Annotated in this window: 22 protein-coding genes and 2 CRISPR repeat arrays; of the genes, 5 read left to right on the top strand and 17 right to left on the bottom strand. The window is 40.3% G+C overall.

Translation table 11 applies throughout. From position 1 onward, the window contains the following. Window positions 1-17: 17 nt before the first annotated feature. Window positions 18-1,268 (bottom strand): RNA-guided endonuclease InsQ/TnpB family protein, encoded by a 1,251-nt coding sequence (locus ACM0OX_RS18295; RefSeq protein ID WP_414516489.1) that lies wholly within the window; start codon window positions 1,266-1,268, stop codon window positions 18-20. On the opposite strand from ACM0OX_RS18295, the gene tnpA reads away from it, so the two are divergent. Together tnpA and ACM0OX_RS18285 are read left to right on the top strand one after the other, a co-directional pair. Further along, the gene (gene tnpA / locus ACM0OX_RS18290) at window positions 1,248-1,655 is read left to right on the top strand and encodes an IS200/IS605 family transposase (protein WP_199338549.1); all 408 of its coding nucleotides are present in this window, start codon (window positions 1,248-1,250) and stop codon (window positions 1,653-1,655) included. The two genes, ACM0OX_RS18295 and tnpA, sit on opposite strands and share 21 nt — an antisense overlap. Before the next feature lie 203 nt (window positions 1,656-1,858). Further along, window positions 1,859-2,884, top strand: a complete 1,026-nt coding sequence (locus ACM0OX_RS18285) for an endonuclease NucS domain-containing protein (RefSeq protein WP_414516488.1) — start codon at window positions 1,859-1,861, stop codon at window positions 2,882-2,884. 52 nt (window positions 2,885-2,936) lie between these two features. Beyond that, window positions 2,937-3,572: a CRISPR direct-repeat array (repeat unit 37 nt; unit sequence GTTTCAGTCCCCGTGAGGGGATTTAGTCAATGGAAAC). A 262-nt stretch (window positions 3,573-3,834) separates the two neighbouring features. Here ACM0OX_RS18285 and cas6 (ACM0OX_RS18280) read toward each other — a convergent pair. Continuing rightward, the gene (gene cas6 / locus ACM0OX_RS18280; protein ID WP_414516487.1) at window positions 3,835-4,986 is read right to left on the bottom strand and encodes a CRISPR-associated endoribonuclease Cas6; all 1,152 of its coding nucleotides are present in this window, start codon (window positions 4,984-4,986) and stop codon (window positions 3,835-3,837) included. A gap of 164 nt (window positions 4,987-5,150) precedes the next feature. Continuing rightward, a CRISPR array of direct repeats spans window positions 5,151-7,119; the repeat unit is 37 nt; unit sequence GTTTCAGTCCCCTTGCGGGGTAATAGTCTTTGGAAAC. Window positions 7,120-7,164: 45 nt separating this feature from the next. On the opposite strand from cas6 (ACM0OX_RS18280), the gene ACM0OX_RS18275 reads away from it, so the two are divergent. Further along, window positions 7,165-7,338 (top strand): hypothetical protein, encoded by a 174-nt coding sequence (locus ACM0OX_RS18275; protein WP_414516486.1) that lies wholly within the window; start codon window positions 7,165-7,167, stop codon window positions 7,336-7,338. Here ACM0OX_RS18275 and cas2 read toward each other — a convergent pair whose 3' ends face one another. The 7 genes from cas2 to ACM0OX_RS18240 all read right to left on the bottom strand — a co-directional run bounded on the left by cas2 (window position 7,339) and on the right by ACM0OX_RS18240 (window position 13,886). After that, the gene (gene cas2 / locus ACM0OX_RS18270; RefSeq protein WP_114082173.1) at window positions 7,339-7,632 is read right to left on the bottom strand and encodes a CRISPR-associated endonuclease Cas2; all 294 of its coding nucleotides are present in this window, start codon (window positions 7,630-7,632) and stop codon (window positions 7,339-7,341) included. Between the two features lie 25 nt (window positions 7,633-7,657). Then, window positions 7,658-8,635 (bottom strand): type I-D CRISPR-associated endonuclease Cas1d, encoded by a 978-nt coding sequence (gene cas1d / locus ACM0OX_RS18265; protein WP_414516485.1) that lies wholly within the window; start codon window positions 8,633-8,635, stop codon window positions 7,658-7,660. 79 nt (window positions 8,636-8,714) lie between these two features. Then, window positions 8,715-9,314 (bottom strand): CRISPR-associated protein Cas4, encoded by a 600-nt coding sequence (gene cas4 / locus ACM0OX_RS18260; RefSeq protein ID WP_114082171.1) that lies wholly within the window; start codon window positions 9,312-9,314, stop codon window positions 8,715-8,717. 27 nt (window positions 9,315-9,341) lie between these two features. Continuing rightward, complete coding sequence (gene cas6, locus ACM0OX_RS18255; protein WP_414516484.1) at window positions 9,342-10,367, bottom strand: CRISPR system precrRNA processing endoribonuclease RAMP protein Cas6; 1,026 nt, start codon at window positions 10,365-10,367, stop codon at window positions 9,342-9,344. Beyond that, a complete protein-coding gene (locus ACM0OX_RS18250) occupies window positions 10,345-11,115 on the bottom strand; it encodes a hypothetical protein (protein WP_414516483.1) in 771 nt (256 codons plus the stop codon). Before ACM0OX_RS18250 ends, cas6 (ACM0OX_RS18255) begins: the two co-directional genes overlap by 23 nt. After that, complete coding sequence (locus ACM0OX_RS18245) at window positions 11,096-12,058, bottom strand: DevR family CRISPR-associated autoregulator (RefSeq protein WP_414516482.1); 963 nt, start codon at window positions 12,056-12,058, stop codon at window positions 11,096-11,098. The genes ACM0OX_RS18250 and ACM0OX_RS18245 overlap by 20 nt, the downstream gene beginning before the upstream one ends. Next, on the bottom strand, window positions 12,051-13,886 hold the full coding sequence (locus ACM0OX_RS18240; RefSeq protein ID WP_414516481.1) for a hypothetical protein: 1,836 nt from the start codon (window positions 13,884-13,886) through the stop codon (window positions 12,051-12,053). Before ACM0OX_RS18240 ends, ACM0OX_RS18245 begins: the two co-directional genes overlap by 8 nt. Before the next feature lie 76 nt (window positions 13,887-13,962). Between ACM0OX_RS18240 and ACM0OX_RS18235 the strand changes: the two genes are divergently transcribed. Next, window positions 13,963-14,094 carry a hypothetical protein gene (locus ACM0OX_RS18235; protein ID WP_414516480.1) on the top strand — a complete coding sequence of 44 codons (132 nt, stop codon included), beginning with the start codon at window positions 13,963-13,965 and terminating at the stop codon, window positions 14,092-14,094. Window positions 14,095-14,097: 3 nt separating this feature from the next. On the opposite strand, the gene cas3 is transcribed toward ACM0OX_RS18235, so the two are convergent. Both cas3 and ACM0OX_RS18225 read right to left on the bottom strand, forming a co-directional pair. Next, window positions 14,098-16,143, bottom strand: coding sequence for a CRISPR-associated helicase Cas3' (gene cas3, locus ACM0OX_RS18230; protein WP_414516479.1), 2,046 nt, complete (start codon window positions 16,141-16,143; stop codon window positions 14,098-14,100). Continuing rightward, window positions 16,124-16,750, bottom strand: coding sequence for a DEAD/DEAH box helicase (locus ACM0OX_RS18225; RefSeq protein ID WP_414516478.1), 627 nt, complete (start codon window positions 16,748-16,750; stop codon window positions 16,124-16,126). The genes cas3 and ACM0OX_RS18225 overlap by 20 nt, the downstream gene beginning before the upstream one ends. 125 nt (window positions 16,751-16,875) lie before the next feature. On the opposite strand from ACM0OX_RS18225, the gene ACM0OX_RS18220 reads away from it, so the two are divergent. Beyond that, window positions 16,876-17,514 (top strand): Uma2 family endonuclease, encoded by a 639-nt coding sequence (locus tag ACM0OX_RS18220; RefSeq protein WP_414516477.1) that lies wholly within the window; start codon window positions 16,876-16,878, stop codon window positions 17,512-17,514. Between the two features lie 12 nt (window positions 17,515-17,526). Here the strand turns inward: ACM0OX_RS18220 and ACM0OX_RS18215 are convergent, their stop codons facing one another. The 6 genes from ACM0OX_RS18215 to csm5 all read right to left on the bottom strand — a co-directional run bounded on the left by ACM0OX_RS18215 (window position 17,527) and on the right by csm5 (window position 23,218). Next, window positions 17,527-17,880 carry a hypothetical protein gene (locus ACM0OX_RS18215; protein ID WP_414516476.1) on the bottom strand — a complete coding sequence of 118 codons (354 nt, stop codon included), beginning with the start codon at window positions 17,878-17,880 and terminating at the stop codon, window positions 17,527-17,529. Window positions 17,881-17,917: 37 nt separating this feature from the next. Continuing rightward, on the bottom strand, window positions 17,918-18,940 hold the full coding sequence (locus tag ACM0OX_RS18210; RefSeq protein ID WP_414516475.1) for an IS4 family transposase: 1,023 nt from the start codon (window positions 18,938-18,940) through the stop codon (window positions 17,918-17,920). Between the two features lie 71 nt (window positions 18,941-19,011). Further along, window positions 19,012-19,857: a putative CRISPR-associated protein gene (locus ACM0OX_RS18205; RefSeq protein ID WP_414516474.1), complete on the bottom strand. Its 846-nt coding sequence runs from the start codon at window positions 19,855-19,857 to the stop codon at window positions 19,012-19,014. A gap of 39 nt (window positions 19,858-19,896) precedes the next feature. Continuing rightward, on the bottom strand, window positions 19,897-21,153 hold the full coding sequence (gene csx2, locus ACM0OX_RS18200) for a TIGR02221 family CRISPR-associated protein (RefSeq protein ID WP_414516473.1): 1,257 nt from the start codon (window positions 21,151-21,153) through the stop codon (window positions 19,897-19,899). Between the two features lie 2 nt (window positions 21,154-21,155). Further along, window positions 21,156-21,926 carry a CRISPR system precrRNA processing endoribonuclease RAMP protein Cas6 gene (cas6, locus tag ACM0OX_RS18195; protein ID WP_414516472.1) on the bottom strand — a complete coding sequence of 257 codons (771 nt, stop codon included), beginning with the start codon at window positions 21,924-21,926 and terminating at the stop codon, window positions 21,156-21,158. Continuing rightward, window positions 21,920-23,218 (bottom strand): type III-A CRISPR-associated RAMP protein Csm5, encoded by a 1,299-nt coding sequence (gene csm5 / locus ACM0OX_RS18190; protein WP_414516471.1) that lies wholly within the window; start codon window positions 23,216-23,218, stop codon window positions 21,920-21,922. The genes cas6 (ACM0OX_RS18195) and csm5 overlap by 7 nt, the downstream gene beginning before the upstream one ends. Between the last annotated feature and the right edge of the window lie 2 nt (window positions 23,219-23,220).

The following is a 23,220-nucleotide window of genomic DNA, read 5'->3' as shown; positions in this document are numbered from 1 at the left end:
CTCATCCCTGAATATTTCTATTCATTTCGAGTGAACGAATCGCACCCACAGCCAGGAATCGGTAGTCCAACCGACCCACGCTTTAAAAGATTTAGTGCGCTGTTCCAGTCGCGGTCAATGACCAATCCACAAGAACAACTATGAACACGGACGGACATTGTTTTCTCGACTCTTTCGCCGCAACTCGAACAATTAATACTCGTGCCTCTAGGGTCAACTCCAAGTGTCAGCTTGCCGCGTTTTACCGCTACTGCTTGCATGATTTCCAGGAATGCACCCCACGCAACATCTAGTATCGACTTGGCTAATCGTGTCCTAGCCAATCCCCTAATGTTTAGGTTCTCAAAAACAATCAAATCATAGGAATTAACCAACCAATGAGCGACATGATAATGAAACTCTTTCCTTTGTCTTGCAACGTGCAAATGAGTTTTTGCAACTTTGTTGGATTGCTTACTGTGATTCTTAGACCCCTTGGTTTTACGAGCAAGTTGGCGTTGCTGACGGGCTAATTTAGATTGCGCCTTACGGTAATACTGTGGCACTTCAATACTTTGTCCATCAGCAGTAGTTAAAAACTTTTCCAGCCCGACATCTATGCCAGTATTCGTTTTAATTTCGTCAATCGGTAGCAATTCAGGTACAGTTTTATCTTCAAGAGAAAAACTGACATACCACCCATCAGCTTTACTTAAAATTGTCGCTTGCTTAATCTCAAAACCATCTGGTATTGGTCGATGCAAGATAACTTCAATCTCACCAATCTTGGACAGCTTGAGAGTATTGCCTACCAGATGTGCGCCAGCCTTGGGTGAATTAACACGAGGGAATGTAAATGAACTTATATTACCTCGCTTTTTAAAACGTGGTTTACCTCCTCTCTTACCTTTTTTATCAGGTATTAACCACCGCTTCCATGCCTTGTCCAACCGTATTAAATTTTGTTGTTGGCAATCGGCATAAATGCTTTTGTAGTCGGGGAATAGTTCTTTGGTTTGCTTGAGTAACGAAGCTTGTGTATAGTAATCCGGTTTCTCTGGTATCTCACCAATTGGCTCAGAAACTAAGCTACATCGGTCAATTTGTGACCTTGTACGTTTTAACCAGTCCAGTCTTTCCCCTAGCGCGTAGTTCCAATGACGACGCAGTAACTCGCCCCAGATTTCAAGAATGACAATCTGTTCGGGAGTGGGATTGAGTTTGTACTGGTAAGTTAGTAGCATATAGTCATAATACCATTTGGTGGCATGACTTACAATATAGGACACAGAGCAGTTTATAGCCTAAATATTCATTTAGTGCTTGTAACGAAATACCGGAGAAAAGTTATCAATCAAGCAATGCTCAAGCGACTGCAAGAGATATTCGAGAGTACTTGCGCTAAGTGGAGAAGTAAGGTTACAGAGTACAACGCAGAATCAGACCATGTTCACTTGGTTATCAGTTATCCGCCGGATGTGGAAGTAAGCAAGCTCGTAAACAACCTCAAAACCGTTTCTAGTCGTTTAATTCGCAAGGAGTTTAATGAACACGTTAACCAGTTCTATAACAAGCCAGTATTTTGGACAGGTGCGTACTTTGTTGCTTCGTGCGGTGGTGTCACCCTTGAGCAACTTAAATCTTATGTTGAAAAGCAAAGTAGTCCTGATTGCTGATTTCGGGGGGATTGACCCCCACTCAATCAGCCCGGACTACCCCCGTCACCGCTAATTGGAGTACCAACGTGGCGGGAGTACCCCGGAGGTTTAGATGGTCGCAGTCAGTATTGATGCGATGAAAATTTTCCACAGCGATCGCAATCTTACTTTGCTCAAGGTAAGCTAAGTGTAATTTGATTTTTTAACGTTGACCCAAAAGTATGCTGGCTGGTGCTGCTTTAAGAAAAACAGGTGAGGGTTGGGAGTTTGCGTCCGAAGCTGCCTTAGAAGATTTTATTTGGGAGAATCTACAGCAATTATTAAGTTTTACACCTCTCAAACGGCAGTATGCGGCTAAGGGCGAATTCTGCGATATCTTAGCTTTGAACGAGAGCAAACAGTTAGTTATTTTAGAACTAAAAAATGCTGAAGATAGATATGTTATCCAGCAGCTAACCCGTTATTATGATAATTTGCTAGATGAGCGACCTTTTTGTGAACAAATAGACTATCACCAACCAGTTAAACTGATAGCTGCCGCACCTTCATTCCACAGACATAATCTGATTGATTGCAAGTATAATCTGCTCAAAATTGATTTATTGCAGATTCAAGTATTCAAAGACAATCAACAGTTCCAGTTATGTTTGCAAGACATCAGCACTAATCAAACTTGGTCAATTCCTATTTCCTATCAAGAGCTAAGTTTCAGCAGTACAAAACATGGCATTTCAGAAACACCACAATTGCTTTTAGATTGGCTCGGTGCTTGTTCAGCAGAGGAACAGCAAGCAATTCTTAAGTTTCGAGAGAAAATTTTGAGCTTTGATGAGCGAATCAAGGAACAAATTGAGGGTAGAAATACTATCAGGTATGGCAAGGGTAAATCGAAACCTGTGGCTGAATTTTGCTATCAAAGGGCATCTCATAAACCAGTTGTATTTTTGTGGTTGCCAACTCCTACATCATGTTGGTTTGGGCAAAAAGAAGTGATTGGCAGGTTACGCCTATGGATAGATGGTGAAACAGTTACTGATATAGGTCATGTCCCCGAAGGCTTTGGAAGAATGAGGCTTCAGATTGAATGGGACGCTATGCCACGAGAGAAACGACCTAAAAATATGTTTCATAGCGGTTCTTACAAATCATTTACACCAGTACCAATTCCTCAAGGTTACAATAACGTTTCTAATGCTTTAGAATCTCTGTCAGATTTAGCGCTAACAAAGTGGCTTGCTAGAATTTGATGTCTTACATTTCATCTGGCCCATAACCCCTTCAGATAGATACTAGCGCTAAGTTTCAGTCCCCGTGAGGGGATTTAGTCAATGGAAACACGTAAAAATTATCTTTATTCTCTTCAAGCATAAAGGTTTCAGTCCCCGTGAGGGGATTTAGTCAATGGAAACTTGGCTGTAGTGCTGTTGCGGTGGACGCCGGGGGGTGTTTCAGTCCCCGTGAGGGGATTTAGTCAATGGAAACTTTCAGCTTCAGTTAAAGTCATAATACTCCTGGATTGTTTCAGTCCCCGTGAGGGGATTTAGTCAATGGAAACTTGACTAGTTTTGATGGAGCGATATCAGGGGAAAAGTCGTTTCAGTCCCCGTGAGGGGATTTAGTCAATGGAAACCCGCAAGAGTATTTACCCTTGCCTCTCCTTTGCCCATTAAAAGGTTTCAGTCCCCGTGAGGGGATTTAGTCAATGGAAACCGGGTAAATTGCTTAGGGCGAGGCAGGTCTGGAAGTTTCAGTCCCCGTGAGGGGATTTAGTCAATGGAAACCCCAACAGGTGCAACTGCCTCAGAAACGATATTAGGTTTTAGGGTTTCAGTCCCCGTGAGGGGATTTAGTCAATGGAAACAAAAAACTAAATGTCGCAATCTAAACATTCCAATCAAGTTTCAGTCCCCGTGAGGGGATTTAGTCAATGGAAACCGCTCGGTGCTAAAACTGTTACAGAGCAGGCTTTCTGGGAAGCATTTTGACGGATTGAAAAAAAAGGTCATTTTCAGCCCTTCTTATTGCAAATAGTTTGCAACTTCCCAAAGTCTTGAAACGCTGTAATTATTTACTTGTCAAGGTTCTAGTGAATTTGGCAGAACCCCCAGGGTTTTAGGCCCCGCTTCGATTTGCCAAACATCAATTTGATTACCCAATCATAAGACAATTACTTATCCTTGTCCATAAGCAAAGGTTTTCAACTATTGCTTTCTTGTTTGAAGGACTTTCTGGCTAATTTCACATAAGTTTTCACGGTCAACACCGGCATCTCTAAATCTTCGGCGATTGCCTTCAATGATTCCCCCATCTCTCGCCGCGCCAAAATCGTTGCCCAGGTAACAGCAATTTTATCAGTACGCTGCCCTCCTGTGCGTTTGCGTTGTGCAGTAAATAATTCTGTCAGTTCCTCAATTCGCTCTCCAAGAAGATTTGCAAGCAACTGAGTTGATTTATTCGTTTCCGGCTCTACCCAATCCAAGCGAGTTTGTCCTAGCCCAAAAGTAGTTTTATGTCCTGTACCACAGTAAGGAGCCAACCGTACTAAAGCATAAAACAACTCGCTAAATTCTTCTTTGGCTAAAGCTGCTTTGGTTAAACCTAATGAGATTGCGCCTGTGAAACCTGTGACTGACCCACGCTTGCCTGCTGCCACTTTCTCTGATTCCAAGCGGTGTTGATGAATAATCACTTCTTCATCTATCCATTTGAGAAAAGGTTCTTGTTCTGTTAGCATCGCTGAAAAATCATTCCACCGCCGCAAGTAACTATGGAAAAGATTCTCTGGTACTGGCAAAGGGAAATGATTTCCTTTTCGACGAAAGCTTGTAGGTGAAATAAAACTGAGACTGATTGTAAAAGGTTTATCTGTATATGATTGCAGGAGTTGTTTGTAGGTAGTCGGTGCATGGGCAATGCTTACCTGTTTTATCTGTAGAGATGCACCTTTTAAATCTAAAGAATGTGGTAGTTGGGTCAACCAGTGTTTGAGAAACCGTGCTACCCGTTTAGATAAAGCATTGACGTGCCAGTAGTAAATTTGATTGGCTTCTAATCGTAGTTGTTTGCCACTGGCAATTAGTTGACCTGACAGCGCTGAGATATTAAAAGGTTTTTCTGACTCTCCATCATGAAGATAAGCTGAAAGGTCTGGGTCAAATTGTCGTACCTGCTCCAGAAACCATGCGTGCAGTCCGATCGTGTACTGCGAGTAAAGCAAAGCAGAAGCAGTTGACTCCAGTTCAAACACTAATCCCACTAATTCGATTTCATCTGCCCATGTCACAACAGAGGTGACAGATTTTTGCTTTGGCTTTGGTTTATGATTAGTAGATGTAGCTGCTCTTGGCATTGCTTAGGAATTTACCAATAATGCTCAATATTGTACGCAATTTCCATCCTTTCTGACTGAGCAAGAGACAAACAGCTAGTGATGCACTCTCGTGAACTTGGCAGGGTTATAGTCCTTGGAAACATCTTGGCTTTCCATGAAGGATTTACGCTTGAAGAAGAGTTGTTTCAGCCCCCTCGCGGGGTAATAGGTTTTGGAAACTCTATTCGCTAAAATCCATCAATTCCGTCTACTTCAAGAGTTTCAGTCCCCTTGCGGGGTAATAGTCTTTGGAAACAATTACAAGCACAAGTTGCAGAACAACTAATTGATGAGTTTCAGTCCCCTTGCGGGGTAATAGATTTTGGAAACTTGCGATCGCTTCCGCCCAAAGACGTGACCCCAACCAAGCTGGAGCTGTTTCAGTCCCCTTACGGGGTAATAGATTTTGGAAACTATTTTCTACTCTTTGGACAACAGCCTCTAGTTGTTGTTTCAGTCCCCTTGCGGGGTAATAGATTTTGGAAACGGTGAAGACTTTCTACGATCACAAAGCTGAGACGATGTTTCAGTCCCCTTGCGGGGTAATAGTCTTTGGAAACATTAAGTTTCTAAGGTTATCGATATCAATTGAATGTTTCAGTCCCCTTGCGGGGTAATAGTCTTTGGAAACCAAAATACTTTGCAGTATCTTTTATTTTGTGGTAGTTTCAGTCCCCTTGCGGGGTAATAGTCTTTGGAAACGATATTAAGCCAGCAGCTGCAAAAGTGGGAGTGTTAGTTTCAGTCCCCTTGCGGGGTAATAGTCTTTGGAAACTTTGAGCTTATTGTTGCCTCTGAACACCATAGGGAAGTTTCAGTCCCCTTGCGGGGTAATAGTCTTTGGAAACCTTGAAAGCTGAAATTAAACTATCAGACTTTCATAAAAAGTTTCAGTCCCCTTGCGGGGTAATAGTCTTTGGAAACTTAATCCTCTTCCGGTTTCTGGTGATAAGCTTGCGGTGTTTCAGTCCCCTTGCGGGGTAATAGTCTTTGGAAACCACCGCCTCTGTGGGTTAAATCAAAACTCAAATATGCTGATAAGTTTCAGTCCCCTTGCGGGGTAATAGTCTTTGGAAACTTGCGTGAATCTTGAACTCCAAACTTTGCGATCGCAGGTTTCAGTCCCCTTGCGGGGTAATAGTCTTTGGAAACCGAGAGTCCTGATATCCTGCGATCGCGGCTCAAATGTTTCAGTCCCCTTGCGGGGTAATAGTCTTTGGAAACCGAATCGCTCCTAGAAAGTCGCAAGTTTTACTCATAGTTTCAGTCCCCTTGCGGGGTAATAGTCTTTGGAAACCGAGTACATTTCCAAAAGTTGGCATCATTTTCTGTTGTTTCAGTCCCCTTGCGGGGTAATAGTCTTTGGAAACCGGACTTCTTAATCATTGTCAGGAACCTCAAGCAAAGTTTCAGTCCCCTTGCGGGGTAATAGTCTTTGGAAACCAAAGTTTGGGGGCATCCAGATGCTAAAGAAGTGCCATAAGAGTTTCAGTCCCCTTGCGGGGTAATAGTCTTTGGAAACTTCTGGCAAGATGCTGTTTGCTCAAGGAAAATGCAGTTTCAGTCCCCTTGCGGGGTAATAGTCTTTGGAAACGTCTGCTTTGGTAAAAAATAAAGTTCCTATATCAAGTTTCAGTCCCCTTGCGGGGTAATAGTCTTTGGAAACCTAAATCAGGTTTGCATTTTGCGGATTTGATAAGGCACTCGCGTTTCAGTCCCCTTGCGGGGTAATAGTCTTTGGAAACGCAGCGGCGGCTACATCGTTATGAGTGGCGGACAGTGTTTCAGTCCCCTTGCGGGGTAATAGTCTTTGGAAACTCTTGACGCACATCCTTGGACACCGGAGTTATTGAGTTGTTTCAGTCCCCTTGCGGGGTAATAGTCTTTGGAAACTCAGCGATCGCTTGTCAAAAGAACTTCACGCTTGCGTTTCAGTCCCCTTGCGGGGTAATAGTCTTTGGAAACCTTAAATTATTTATGTTCCAACAAGCTATTATTTGGTGTTTCAGTCCCCTTGCGGGGTAATAGTCTTTGGAAACAAAAATGCTCCCAATTGGCGGTGATTATACTGAAACGTTTCAGTCCCCTTGCGGGGTAATAGTCTTTGGAAACCGCTCCATCTGAAACTGTTACGGAGCAAGCTTCTTGGGAAGGTTTTTGACGGATCGAAAAAAAAGGTCATTTTCAGCCGCTCTTATTGCAACTAATTTGCAACTTCCCGAATTTTTGAAACGCTGTAATTATTTACTTGTCAAGGTTCTGGCGATTTTGGCAGATGCCCAGGGTTTTAGCCCCCGCTTCGGCTTGCCATCCATCAAGCTGATTACATAATCATAAAACTATTGTTTGCTCTTGTCGAGGGATTTCAGATCCGTATGTAATTGTTCGCTTGATTGCACCAGCATCAAGTATATACAATCGTACCGAATCCTCTTCAGGCTTAACCAGTTTTTCTATTTTGGTCTGGAGTGTCGCAAATTGGATCGCGGTTAAAAAACACTCAAAAACGCTGTATTGTGTCCATTTTCCGTAACCAGACAACATTTTATGTAAGCGAGTGCGACGTTTATTTGCGGCTTTGTTATCAGGCAGGTCATAAATAATCAAATAAAACAGAGTAGTCATTGTCAAATTTTTCGATAATTGATAATTAACGTAAAGCTAAAGCTTTATATGGAATCCCTTCTTGTAAATGGCGGGCCAATAGCCGCGCTTGTAGTTCAATCGCTCGTCTATAAGTGCATCTATACTCAAAAACTGGATGTTTAAATTCATCATTCATTTTGCGCTCGAATGCCTGTAAGAAAGTTTTTCTGGCAGTATCCTTGAGACGATATGCACCTAAACTTTCATTAAAATCATCAGGTTGAATTTCATGTTTATGCAATACAGCTAACACTACATTGTCAGCGATCAATGAGCGAAACTCTTCCATGAGATCCAGCACCATTGCGGGCTGACCATGATGGACTTCATGTAAATAACCAATATAAGGATCTAACCCAGCAACATGAACCGCAGCTGTTACTTGAACTCGCAACAAACCGTAGGCAAAACTGAGTAACGAGTTCACTGGGTCAGTAGGCGGACGACGATTTCGACCAGTAAATGTCCATTGTTTTCCAACCATCCGTGGCCAGCAAGCAAAATACTCTCGTGCAGCTAAACCTTCAATTCCTCTGACCTGATCTATGGTTTTTTGGCTTTTGACAAGACTTTTACGCTCTTTGAGAGGATTATCTCGCTCATTGTGGCGATACAAAACCTGATATTGATTATGAATTTTGGCTGTCACAATTGCTTTGACTAATTCTAAACGTCCGACGGGATCGCTATATAGTTTATATTGTGCTAATCGCAATTGACCATTGCGCGAATAACCAGGAAGTGCAGAACCCAGATATTTACCAAAACTAGAAAGATAGTGAACAGGCATACCTAATTCCAAAGCATAAACTAGAGCATCACCTGTGACTTGAGGATTGCCCATCAAGACAACTTGTTCAACAGTTTGGGCTGCAACAGTCTGTTTTTTCCAAGAACCATCTGATTGTTTAAGAGCAACATTAAAAGCTTCGTAATTCTTGCTCAAAACGGCATCAGCCTGAGTTACGTAAAGTACTGACATTTTAGATTTGTGATAGTGAGTTATGGTTGAAGAAGAATTCAGCTATTCTGAATTCAGGGGTCACTTACTCCCGATGAAATTAATCCTCCGTTTCAGAAGTCATTGACACCCGTAACTGTTTAACTTCAAAAGGCAGACAAATCTCTTTTAAACTGCATGAAAGACACTTTTTAGTGTTATCAATTGGTACAGGCATAGTTGTTTGAGATGCAAGTTGAGCAAGAACAATTGCTTGCTCAGTCATTTGTCGTAGTTGAGGTGTAAATGCTACTGTCTGTCTTCTGCGGTTAGTATGATAAAAAATCTCACCATAAGCAAGGCAGCGTCCGGTACGTTCTTCTAGACACAAAGCTGCTGCACAAAGTTGAAAATGGTCATTAAGATGTTGTGCCATCTTCCCTTTTTTATATTCCACAGGGACAAGTTGACCATCGCATTCTTCAACTGCATCAATGATACCTGCGACTTTCAAGCGATCGCTCCACACCCACTGCTGCTGATGAATCAGCATCTCTCCTTCTTGAAGTGTTCCTTCTTCATTGATATTGCGGTGTATGTGGCGACCCAAGATAATATGCTCGTTATCTGACATTTCGCCCAACACATATTCAAGGTAAAATCTGCGTGGACAATATTCCCAGGCATTGAGGTATGCCAAGGGTAAGTAATCTTCATTCATCTTTTCGTTTGAATGCGTATTTTTAGTTCAGCCCCGTAATCGGGATTCAACCGATCTCACTTGGCCCATTCCCATTGCTGTTTTACGCCCAACCCCTGCAAATGTTGCAAAATGAGCTAAGATTGTGGCTATTCTTGCTTGCTCAGAATCTAAAAATCGATACTTTACCCATCCTTGGGCACCAATTTCTGCTCCACCTTCCATTTTTAAAGCATGGGTTTTGAGGTCATAAGCAGAAACTAAACCATTCCACTCAACTTCGGGAAATTTCAGTTCTGGCGGAGCAAAGGTATTCCAACGGCGCAATAGACTGTTAAAAACTAATTCTGGTAGGGGGAAAGGCTGCACTGCTCCATTTTGCTTGAAGCTAGTAGGTGAAAGAAAGCGCAACTCAATCACGCTTTGGGTTGTTGCCTGCGCTAGTTTTTCAAAACTATTAGCTTGCAGGATATCTATGCATTTTCCTAATTGGCAAGGTATGCCTGCCAGCATGATTGACTTTCCCAGGTTGGTACTTAATCCCCAAAGTAAAGGTGCTAGCAGTTCTTTTTTCAACAAAGTAATTCTCAACTGCATCTTTTGTGGAGAAACATACTGCATTGCCACAGTTAAGGGTAAGGTATTTTGTTGATGCAAGTGTTCAGCTAAGGCAGTATCGGCATTAGCGAACCACTGAAAACATTGAGCATGGATGGCTCGTCCTAATGTTGGCAGGGGTGCAGCAGATGCAACAGAGACTTTAATCACATGCAAAGCCTCGGAATCTACTTCAACCCCTGTTAGTTCATAGGGTTTTTGCCACCACTCCACCAAGGTATTCTGAGCAATCTGCTGACAAATAGATTGCATCAGATTTGAATATAAAACTGAGTTTGGCAATACAGGCATAATTTTGGTAACACCTCCATTAATCCGTAAAGGAATCCAAACTGGTAAAAGCTGAGTTTCTGATAGCCAAGAGTTCAGTGAAGTGGGGCTAATTGAAGTTTCTACTTGTTTGAGAACTACACTAAGTCCAGCGAATGTGATTTCAGTATCTTTGGTAGATATCATAACGGGCGCTTGTAGCAACAAGTCGTAAAGGTAGAAATCCAGGTTTAATTACCCGGTCTTTATCCAGTTGTGCCTTCTCAGTGGAAAAAGGATTGATTCGGTTAAACGTAGCCTTTTCACCTAAATCATCCATTGGCTGTGCTGTAAAGCCAGTAATAAGATTTGATTGAAATAATGGTTCAGAAGTCTCTTGTTTGTATTCAGGAAGATATTGAAAAAAACAGCCCCGTTTGCCAAAGTAGTTAATTTGAGCAAACAGCCGCTCTAGTTCTGCCAAGCGATCGCACCCACCACAACAAATTTGTAGATGTCCTTGTAAATGCACCCATTCCCGAAAGACAAACCCACCCTGCATAGGTAGTGTCGCCCGGCTCTTATCTGCCTTATCAGCAGTTTGGTCGTAGTAGCGGAGTTTGTAGCCATTGCGATTCACAACTAATTGCTCTGGCGGCCAAATATAAATTTGTAAGTCTCGGATCCAGGTAAATTCGCTTTTAATCCATCGATCAAAATCACTTTGATGCTGTCTTCCTTGACTTTCCAACAACACTTTCAGCAACGCCATCTTGATCGCATAAGGAGTTGGCACTAGATTAGACCGAGCCGCCATGCTCGTTGCATCGGAGCGTTTGAGGGAGAATAGACTAACGGGCTGATAGGTAACGGTTAACCATTGGCTAGTGGTTGCTTTCACCTGCTGCTCCTCTTTTGGCAGTGAGGATTTTGATTTATTCGATGGCTTCGACATTGTTACTCTCCCAAGGTTGCGATCGCTCAATTAGAGTTTGAATTTGTTCAGCGAACTGGGCAATTGTCTCAAAATCAAAGCAGTGAATTGTACCTGCGCCATTAAGATTATTTAGGGTGTCAGCCAAGCTATGAATTTGGCGCTTGTAACTTGCGGATAAGGGACTGAGCATTGGTGCGGGACAACGGCGAGTGCTAACAGTAATTACACCTTCAAAATGGTCAGGATGGGGTAAATGGGTATTGCGCTTTGCACCATTGGGTTGCAAATAGGTATACAGCACACTTTTGAGTAAGACATCTAGCCGCTTTTTGCGTTCAATAGGATCAATGCTGTAGCTAAAATTATGGGGATTGTAGCCAATACGAAAAGCTTCAATATTGAGGACAGTTGCATATAAACCGGAACTGACCTGTACATTGTAAGGAGTTGGATTATCTGTTCCATATTTCGCATGGAAGTAACTCTGGGTTTTGACTAAGGTTGGTAAACCCACAGCCGCCCCAAATTCAATTACAGATTCCCGTTTTAGAGTTTGTCCACCCTTAACTGTCACCATAAATCCCTCTAAGTCGCTGATTGTGCAACGTTGGAGTACTTGGTTCGTTTTGGCAGTTAAATCTGTGTCTGACTGCGTAAAAACCGGAAGTCCTTTTTCCAAGTCATAACCAATACGGTCAGGATGAAATTGTTTACCTCCTTCTGAAAGTGTTAGTCCTTCCTGAATTGCAATCCGGTGCAGATGTTCTGCTTGGATATGTTTGAGCATATCCCCAGAAACTCCATTAACATATTCAGGTTCACTCATATCTTTCTGAATAATATAGTAGCGACGCGTTAGCGATTGATTGCCCTCGTTGCCTTCATTATTCAGAGCATGAAGTTGCCAGGATAGTACACCGCTTATAGAAATTGAATAAATCGGAAATTTTGTCTTAGTCATTGTTGGATTCTCCTAAATTCTCAGTTGGTTCCAAGTTGTTTAAATCTTGGTCGTCATTAATATCTGCATTCTCATCTTCCAAATCCACTTCTTTCGCCTTTGTCCAACGGGCATACCCGTAGGCAATTAACAAATTGGCAACCAGTACTGTGTCATAGTTTTCAACCAATTCAACTAATCGGTCTAGGTCTTCCTTGGTTGTCCAAACTCGTCTTAGGGATTTGCCTTCCTTGAGAAGTTGTTCCGATAACCGTAAATTTTCTGCTTGGTATTTCGCCAGAAAATCAGTAACTTCGCTCAAAAAATCCTTCTTGGAGCCAGATTGACTGCTCAAACGTTGTGCCAATCCATAGGTGCGTTGCCAATCTAGTTCTATAACACCCTGTTGGGTTTTCACCTTCCCTGCATATACTGTTGCTTGATTAATTGCTTTGGCGATGCGGAGAAAGCTGGGGTCTGTAGTAATTTTGGTGAAATCTGTGTCTTTTTTAGTCATAGTGTTCAGTCCAGCAATTGAAAATAAACGGGGAGGTTTTGCTTTGGGATCTGCCAAGCGTTTAACTATGTAATCGGCGTAACTGGCCTGAAAACGAAAAAACCTACGAAGATTTGTCCCAGTAATAAAATCTCGATATGCAGCCAACAGTTCGCTGTGTCCCTCTTCCGCCGATAGGCTACCGATTACAAACAGATGCTCATTTAGAACCTTCAAATAATCTGTCAATTCCTCAGAATTTTCTGGTCTAATCCACCCAGGAAGCCCCAAGGTAAAAACTTCTTTGACACCATAAACCTGCCCTTTGGAGCCAAAGTGAGTGCCTACAAAGTTGCTGACAAAATGGTTAATCGGTTGCCATAGGTCAAAGTCATCTAGTTCTGCATCAACTTGAGATGGGTGACTATTGAGCAGTTGTTGACAAAACCGCAACACTAACTCTGCATCAAACCGGGCAATCCCATGTCCTCCAGAAGGTGGGTTATATTTGCGTAATTTATCTAACACCTCCCGATATTTGCTCAACTGAATATCTAATGGTTCTAACGCTACAACTCGCCAGTCATAAACTCGTTCGGCAATTTTGACCCGTTCAGCAACCCCAAAGCTAAATAATCCTCCTGCAATCAGCCATAAACTTAACCAATCTGCTTTTTGGGAATCTACTTTGTTGCTATCCGCCTTGATGCGGTTAACTCCCTGAACTGATGTGGGCAGGTAAACTTTCACGGCGCTGGCTTCTTGAGGCAACTGGCGACCAGTTGCTTGTTTGAATAACTCTGCAACCTGCTTAGTTTCTCCATTCAAGCTAGAGTAATTCTCTTGGCTAAAAGCTTGGAAGAGGGTAACAAGCAAAATGCCGTAGTCATCCTTATTTTGCCAACCCAATTGCCACAGTTCATTATGATTGCGATCGTGGCGCATGGAAGTTAGGACTACACCATTTTGAGTACTAGGATGGGGTGGATCTGGTGCATCTTCATTAAATTGAACTTTGCCCCGTTGCTGAAATACATAATCTCGGTAGAGTTTTCGCGCATCGCTTTGTTGTACTGTGTCAAAGATAATTGTTTCCTGAGATATTTTGCTGATATCTGTCTTTTTACCTTTGACTGGTGGAAACGGGTTGGTGTAACTTAGTTTACCTATTGGTTCTAAATTGACAGCCTTCTTCAACTGGATGCAGTAGCGTGTCCCTTCATCCACAAGCTGAATGTTGATTTTTTGGTTAGTCGCTTTCAGGGCATATTCCACAAGCTGCACCAGACCTAGCATTAGAAAGGTGTCGGCATAAGTGCCGAATTTTTTAGTGACAAATAGGCGCTCTATCATCTGGCGTTTTACCCATGAGTGTTGTGTACTTCCAAAGATTCTATACCCCGTTGGAAGAGGGCTATTCCAATACAATATGTCAAACCTTTTCCAATACAAAGCCCATTACTTAGAGTTAGAGCAAAGTAATATTTTCTTTGCTGTACTTGTGATGGCACACCTGCGGACACAGAAAGTAAATCAAGACTTCGTTGGCCGATTCCGTTGATAGCTAGATATTGTGAAGCTGTACTGAACGCTGATCGCAAAGGCGCAAAGCTCTGACCACTAGTAAATAAAGTTGTAAATATTCAGTTTGGTCGGATGTAAACCTATTTAAATCAAAGTCTTTTTTAATCGGGTACACATCTTTACTCAAGTTTGCTTTTGGTAAGGATAATGGCTGTGGTAAAAACCTATGAATACTTCGCCAACTATCAGCGATCGCTTGCTTTGCCCCTGGGTGTAACTCTATACTTTTAATCTTAGCCGTTGCTGCTTGATCCCATCCCCCTGTCCAAGCAGAATGGTGACGACCCGCAGCCATGATTACTGTATGACAGATGTATTTAATTTGTTCTGTATCTGCGGAAAAATCATCTTGCAGTAGGGGTACTAACGATTGCTTGAGAATATCTTGAGCTAAGTAAGCACTTTCAACTGCATGGTTTGGACGCTTGTGTTTCTTTTCATAGGCTTTGAGCGCATCTCGTTGGCGTCTATCTTCTGGGCTGTAGTCGGTGTGCGCTAGTAGATGTTTTCCGGGGTTTCTGCCAGAGAATGAAGAATGAGCCACCGCTTGCCATCCCCGCATCACTTCTTGCCATTTCACTTGTAGTTTCCCCAGGTCATGGGTAAAAATAGCCAGAAATACTAGTAATTCAAATAAAGCTTCTGCTTCTTTTTCCTGCGCCTGCGGGAAAATTTTACCTTTGATAAATTGTCCACCAGCCGCTAACAGTTCATCACGAACACTAGTATAAGTAGTTTCTATGGGCATTCCATTTTTTAATCGGTTTAGCGTAAATGCTTCCCGCCAGCATTTCCACATCAACACTAGATGCCCTACATAATTGTCCATCTGGTAACGATACTCACTGGCGATTGCACGCTTTGACTTATCAGGAGAAACGAAGTGGTTTCCGAAAACATCAATACCAATTAACAAGCCAATATGTTCGTCATAATGAACATAGCGAGGATTGACTAAAATCCGTATACTGCCAATAAGTGCCTCACGAGATTTAATTAGAGTACAAACAGGTTGACTATACGTTTCTGCTTTCCCTTTTGGGTTTTCAATCTGCTTAAAAATCCAGTCTGCTCCAAATTCCATATTTTGAAACTCCCGCCACACTTTGCATAACATGGAAACAGGCAGCGAAAAACTTAGCAGTTTTTGGGGGTCAACTACTTCCTCTTCAATATCAATTAAGCCATCTTCTTCCCAGATAAACACACTGCGGCTATCAACTGAGCGAATCAATTCCCTCCCGGCAGATTGATCCCCTCTAAAAAACGCATCCTCAAAGCGCTGTTCAAAATTCATCCGGTTGTTAAGTCGTCGCTGTTGCTGTAGTAAGTCTTCTGTAGTGTGAACTTGATTTATCCATTGTTCTTCAGTACGAAATCCAACATTCTCATTGGACTGTACAGATTGACTGTGTTCCTGTAACACAAGCCATGTGAGTTCACAGGTTTCTTGAGGATATGGCAGAAAGCTTTGCTTTTTAGGTGCTGATTCTTCTTCTAGTTCTTGATCTGCGATTGCTGTTTTACAAGAAGCTGGATTAACTTCAACTGTAGGATAAATATAGACTTCTCCTTTCTCACCACCAAACCGAGCGCAACGTCCAGCCCGTTGTAAAAGCGAGTTCATTGGACAAAGTTGAGTGTGCATGACTTGGCAGGTGATGTTGATTCCTGCTTCTATTACTTGGGTAGAAATCAAAACGTAGCAATTACCATCATCTTGCCAGTTTTGGGCAAATATAGTTTTCAGGTCAGTTTCTTTATGGGCACGATGTTCTGGGAGGAATCTCGAATGTAACAATGTAACGTGTAATATTCCCTCGTAGTTCAGTTCCTCTAAATCCCGAAATAAACCCTGAGCCTGGGAAACTGTGTTACAGATGATTATTACTCGTTTACGCTGGTTGGCTTGAATATCGTTTAGGATTACCAAAGCATTAAGAGGATGGGATATGGCTTGAAATGTACGACAGCGATCGCCTTCTATCGACTGTAAATCTGCATCTTCAACTTGAATAATTTCCATTGTTTACCAACGTCTGTATTTGGGTTGCAAGTTCATTAGTTAAAGTGGCGGTCATTAGCAAAAATGGGGAAATGCCTTTAACTTGTTGCAAAACTTTCAAAACAGTAGCGAAAGAGCGGTCTGGGTCAAGCAGATGTAATTCATCAAATACGAGATATGAGGCAAAAATCGCTCCTGAGTTAACATTGGCAGAACCACGACCGACTGAGTAAGGAATATTCAGGAAGCTGCTCAACATTTGGTCAATTGTGCAGAAAACTATATCACCTTCAAAGCGGGGGTCTTCTGGGTTCTCTCCTGTTTGTAGGGTGACAGCTAGAGAACGGGATGATGGATAAACCTTCTCCCAGTTCGCAACTAATATTTCAGTACGTTGGCGGAGGCTGTTGGCTAGGGTTCGCAGGGGGACAACGTAGATGAGTTTATTGGGAAAGTCTATATTCAGGGCTTTGGCGAAGAGGAAGGGTGCGATCGCTGTTTCTGTTTTTCCTGACCCTGTTGGTGCCCGGAGGAGGATATCTTGACGCTGTAAGAGTTTGGCGATCGCTTCTCGTTGAAAGTTGCGCGGGGCGTAGGTCGTGAGGGTTTGGAAATATTCATCAATCATAATTGATAAAATGAATTAGGATGATTTTGATATTAGTTAGTAATCAGTTATAAGTTTAGAAACTTATACTAAGTTCTTGCTGAATACTGATTATCATTAACTGCTTACTGATTCTGCGAGGAATTATGCTGCTAACTGAACATCGCGCTGACCGAGTGGTTCTTTATAATATCAGTTGGCAAAAATTTGAGAATTTATTAGTAGACTTAGGTGAAAGCCGTTCAGCTAGGGTAGCTTATGATGATGGCACATTAGAGATTATGACACCGTTACCAGAACACGAATATTACAAAGAAATAATTGGTGACATCATCAAAGATACGGCTGATGTTTTGGAGCTAGATTATGAGTGTTACGGCTCAACTACCTGGAAACGAGAACTAAAAAAGGCTGGAATAGAATCTGATAATTGTTTTTATTTTCAAAATGAAGCTTTAATTCGAGGTAAACTCAAGTTTGATTTAAATCAAGACCCACCTCCAGATTTAGCTTTAGAAATTGATGTTACCAGTAAATCTTTAGATCGCTTTCCCATCTATGCACGGTTAGGCGTACCTGAAATTTGGTCTTATGACTCTGGAGAAATCAAAATTTACCAGTTGCAAGGTGAGGAATATCTTGAAAGAGAAACAAGTTTAGTGTTTCCTAATCTGAATATTCAAGAAATTCCGTCACTAATTGAAAGATACCGTATGGTGGGAAGGCGAGTTTTCCGACAAGCGATTAGGGAGTGGGTAAGGGGACAGATGGATGAAGAAGGGTAAGGCGATGGCTATTTATCTTGACTTTAACTCGTAGTAGCTATCAGAATCTACACGCATGAATGGAGAATATGCTCGACGTTCACTATCAGGATTCACTTTAACTTTAGTTGGGTAGTTAGAACCTTCCTGATCTTCACGAATTGCTCTCCATACCAACATACGCCAACCTTCTACAGATACTAAATAACGATCTGTTGTTCTACCAGGCTTTAGCCAGTATAGTCCATTGCCCACATTAATATGTTTGTCAGATTCAAAAGCTGCTGTAGAAGCAGAAACTTTTGATAGATACCGAAATGGATCGCAGTCATCTAATTTTGCTATGTTATCAAAGCAGAAATGTTGAATCCTAATACAAAACTTCACATATCTAGTTACACTAACTCTAAATGGCCGAAAATAGTCAACATAACATCATCTCCTCAAACCAATGAACATAACTGATCTTCTGACACATACAAGATTGTAAATAGCGGAATTTATCTAATAGCGTATGTCCCCATTGTTGTGGAATTGATAATATCTGTAAAATTAAGTAAGCTATTAAACTAACGTAAATTTGTATGGTGATACCATTGACATTCTTAGTAATTAATTTGTCAAGTTTTAAGTGCATCTTTAAAAACTTCCACAACAATTCAACTCCCCAACGTAATCGATAAATATCCCTAATTTCATCATCACTAACGGCAGCCTCTCCCAAAGCTGGTAAATTAGTAACTAGACGAAACTCAGTTTTTGCCTCTAAATCACAAAAATTAATTACTCTATAAGCTTGTGCATCATCAGATGCACCAACTTTGACCAACCCATTTGAGCCATCAAATTCTAGTTTCCAGTTGTTTTTTATCCGCAAAACAAAATATTTATTTTCTTGTACTAATTCTTTGATAAATTTTAATCCAGCAAAACCCCTATCCATTACCCCAACAGCATTTATTGGTAGACTAGACATCATTTTAGAACCAAATTTATAATCATGGTCATGCCCAAAATTGATGAAGTTATCTGATGGACTTCCAGTAGCTATATTTAGGGAACTAAAAAGTTTTACTTGATGGTGTCCTAGTATCCATAACAACTTACTGGTGAGAGTGATAATTGTTGAGTCAATTGGACAAATTGCATATTTATCGTGTAATTTTTTTTGAACTTTATTCTGTACTAATTCATTTAATTTTTGGTAGATTTCTTGAAATGGTTTTTGGCTTCGATGTAAATTTGCTTTAGAGAAAGTAGAAATATCTACCTCAAATCCTGTGTTGTTTAATCTCTTAAACAAATCTCGCATACTTGTTAAGCTGTTATCTATAGCATAAGATAACCAGCACTCAAAGAACAGACGACTGTTCAATACTGGATAATCGTTTTTTGGCAGTCTTCTCAAGATACCTTTGACAATCTTGGGAAATGAATTTATAATCACTATCAAATAGATATACTTTAATCTTCCGCCCAAAACTTAACATATTTTGGGCTATTTTTATCGGATTTTTCTTAACATTCAACACTTTTGTTATCAAAGCAATCTTTAATAGCTTTTTGAGAAAGAAAAGGAACTAAAGCTGAAGGTTCACGCATTTCCTCAAGGAATAAGAAACCTATCGCAGAAATGGTTACTTGTTTATTAGAAACTTCAACCAAAGGTTCTAAAAGTTTTCTTTCTATATAAGGAACTTTTTCTTCCCATTCTGCTTGAGATATTTCTGTCTCACGCTCTATTTTTTCAAATAAATCTTTATATATATCAAATTGGGATCGCTTAAACTCTACAGGAAGCGGTGGCAATTCTAGTAATGTAGTTGACTGCTCAAATATGTAATCACACTTAATTCCCTTTAACATACCCAATAAAACGGTGTAAGGAACTAGAGCTTTATATCCTCCTGTTGGATTGAGAATAATATTATTGGGATCGTAACTATCAACTTCTTGGAGAATACGTTTGACAAAGTTAACAACCCCTTCTCTTTTGAAAAGTTTAGCATCTTCAACTTGAAGTCCTGTAATTCGTTCTGCTTTTGCATATATGCCATTCCTGTGATACTTGAGATATTTTTCAACAGCAAGAGCGCAACAGTATCCATCATCTGTATTTGATGACAGCAAAATTACTCTGTCTTGATTTGTAATACCAATTCTAAAAAGTGAGTGAATTTCAGCAGATAAATGCACCTTTAAGTTTTCTCCTTCAGGGACAATTTCACGAAAAGTAGAGAACACTTGTTCAGCAGCATCTTCCACGCTTTTTTGTTGCTGCACCCAATCCATTAATTTTTTGGGGTGAACTCCCAATGCTTTTGCAGCGCTTGTCCCCACAGAAAAGATAACGGTTTTTATCATTTTAAAACCTGGGATATTTATTAAATTGGTTGTAAATATTTACTCAGTAATTACACGCTCTGGTAATAATTCTTCTGCAATTTTTTGTAATTGTGGATATAATAATAAAGCTTTTTCTTTCAGCTTTAAGGCCGGTTGAGGATTAAGGTTCATACCTACATGAGCAATATCATTGCGTAGTTCAGCCATTTGACTCCAAACTTTAAGCAGTTCCTCTACTTGTGGTAAAGCTGTAAGTTTTTCATCACAAGGACTAGGAGTAATAGGACGGGGTAATGCTTTTCTATTTTCAACAGCATTATTTATAGCACCTTCGACATATTTTCTACCTTTATTTTTATCAAACATTAGTTCACCAAATTTCAGAACTAATACAGAAATGAGCCATTCACGTGCTAGAGTTACTGCCTGTACAACTCTATCTCGCTGAATGTACCACTCAATCATTTGTAACTGTAACCATAAATTTTCAACTAATGCTACTTGATTAGTTGGATCTTCTAAAGCAAATTGTCCATACTCTTTAACAACTCTTTCTGACAATAACGAAAATGGTTTAGCACGTTCAGCAAAGCTTGGTTCTGCTTGTTTTAAGATTTCCTCTAACCTAATAGCTGATTGCATTGTTTCAATTGGTCGAGTCAGATTTAGAGCTAATGAAATAGTCTCAATACTTTTAGCAGTTTTTTCTAGTTGACTTTTTAATGGTCTACTAGCAGGATTATTACATAACTCAACACTTGATGGAATAGCAGTTTTGAGTAAATTGGCTAGTGCTTGTCCATCTCCTATTTCTATAAAGCGTTCTGTTGCGGTTAACCAGTCAATCATAGACACAAATTCTGATAAATCAATTACTGGAGCTATACCATTATTAGAAAATGCTAATTCCCATGCTCCATAGTAAATAGCCTCAATTGTCACGTTTTTGGCAGCTTTAAGGTATGCTGCAAACAAAAAAACCAGAAATGGTAAAGACCTTAACCCATGAGTAATATCAAATATTACACTATCATTTTCATTTACTTTCTCAGTAATAATTTTAAACGTTTCCCACATTTGCTCAGTAGTTTCACCAGTTGGTATTTCAACTGCTTGTATACGCTCATTTTTTAGATTTTCTAAAATAGGAAAGGTTGTTTTTTTAGCTTCCTTGGTGACACAAACTAACATAGAATCATAATTACAAAACTTATGCAAAGCTTCAGCAAAGACTTCTCCATCATAATTTTTATCTTCAAAACTATATGTAGTTTTCTTAGCTTGAATTCCTAAAAATGTAATAATTATTTTCATAGCTATTTATTTGATGTATTAATCAATGTCTGTCCCATCCCTAAACGAGTTTTCATTCCCGTACCAGAAAACCGCGCGTATTGAACTAATAAATTAGCTACATTTGCCAATAAAGGATCAGCACGGTTTAAAACTTGTAACATTACATCGCCAACAAACCCATTTACAAAATTTTTATTTAACTGATAACTTCGCGTTTGAATTTTGTGATTTTTCAGGACGACTGCGTTACTAAGATAAGTAATTAACTCATCACTTCCTAAATAAATAGGCGCAAACGTATTCCAGCGTTCTAACCAGCTACGGAACATTAATGTAGGTAATGGTAGAGGTAAATTTACTCCGCTTTGAGCAAAGGCTGTAGGTGTAATAAACTGCAAGTCAAAATATTTGGCTGGTTCTGGCTCATTTCCTACTAAATTTGTATATAATTCTTCATAGCTGGTAATTTCATCTTCACGATTTATAATGTTGAACTTTGCACCTAAAAATTCTAGAGAATCTGTAAGATTTAGATGAGAAATTGCTTTTGCTGAAATTTCATTTAATCCACATAGAGATATTTGGTAAAATTCTTCTGGGTGAAAGGTAATAAAATCTCTGGCAGTGGAATAAAAACCGATTATCCCTGAGTAAGAAACAGCAGGTATGGTCTCGCTTCCCATTTTTAAACCTAGCTGTTGATGTAGTTGTTTTACCAGTTCCAAACCATAAGGGCGAGGTAAAACTATTGATGTAGATACTGTTAATCTCCAGGTAGAGTGAATTAGCATAGGTCTTTTAAAGTATTGAATTTCACCCATCCAGGAACAAATTTAATTTCCCCGTTGCTATTCATGACTGTTCGCCGAGATTTTGGGGCTTCAAAACCAGGTGCTTGAATACCACAAATATCGCGGATTTCTGCTCTGAGTTGGTCGTCAAAACATAACCCTACTGTGGTTCCAGTCATTCCACTACCCCAACCTAACCGTAGTGTATAGGGACATTTTTCTGGCTCGTATAAATCCCGGATATGGCTAAAGTCTAAGTTCTTGCCAGATGCTTTATAATTATTTTCTATTATGTTCCAATAATCATGCTCATAATCCCATTGTTCTTGAGCAAAATCCTGGCATATTTGCAGTAGTTCATCAAGGTTATTAAAGGGTAACTTCATTCCCTGTTTATGCTGGAACCATGAAAGCATTTCTGGATCTAAGGTGAGAGTAAATTCTGTCTTGACATTCCGCACCATCTCAGCGTAGATAGAGGCTTTATATTTGGCTAAATAATCAGGAAACCTGCTGGAAACTATTACTTCAGCGACAACAGAAAAATTTATAGGAATTGGTTTACCTGTTTTACTGGGTACTGTTGTTTCAATTATCGATTCAGAGTCACTAACTTTCAAACAGCGTAAAAAGTCTGTGTTTTGATTGCTACCAGTTAGTGTTTTACCTTGATAGTTGAGAGTATAATTAGAAAACAAATTTTCCATAAAAAGTTGATCATCAGCAAATTTTTGTTTATGCTTATTTTTCAATTCTCCTAAACTTTTTTTCAGTCTGTCTTCAATTTCACTTACCCGATTTTGCAAAGGTACTTGATAACGGTCAGGATATTTGAGTAAATGATAGGCTATAGCTGTCCTAATTGCACCTTTAATTGAGGAACCAGGGACAAATAAATATCCCATACCATTCCGAATCATTGGACGTAAATCTGTAATCTTTTCTTGCGTAAAGTTTTGGCTAATTGAATCTTTGGGGAAAATGGGGTTTTCATCTGTGTCTTTTGCATTCCACCATTCATTGCCAAAAGCTTGTTTTAAAAGTCTGGTTATGTCTTGATGTTCTTCAATTGCTTGAATATAGTCGTTAAGAAAACTTCCTCCTTTTTTTAATAATCCTTTAGCTAAGGCCGCTTGATTAGGAAGATAAACTTTTTTGGCTGTCTGCACATATTCAAAAGAATTTAACCTAGATACAGATGAGCCAATATGTAAAATGGGACTGGTCAACTGCACCCGTTTTGATTGGTAAAATTCAGGCTTTTTCAGTGCAGATTCAGGTGCAATAACCATTA

The sequence above is a fragment of the Nostoc sp. PCC 9305 genome (genome assembly GCF_963920915.1).
Classification (GTDB): Bacteria; Cyanobacteriota; Cyanobacteriia; order Cyanobacteriales; family Nostocaceae; genus Nostoc.
The sequence above is the reverse complement of the archived record's forward strand: the minus strand, read 5'-3'. Positions and strand labels throughout refer to the sequence as shown.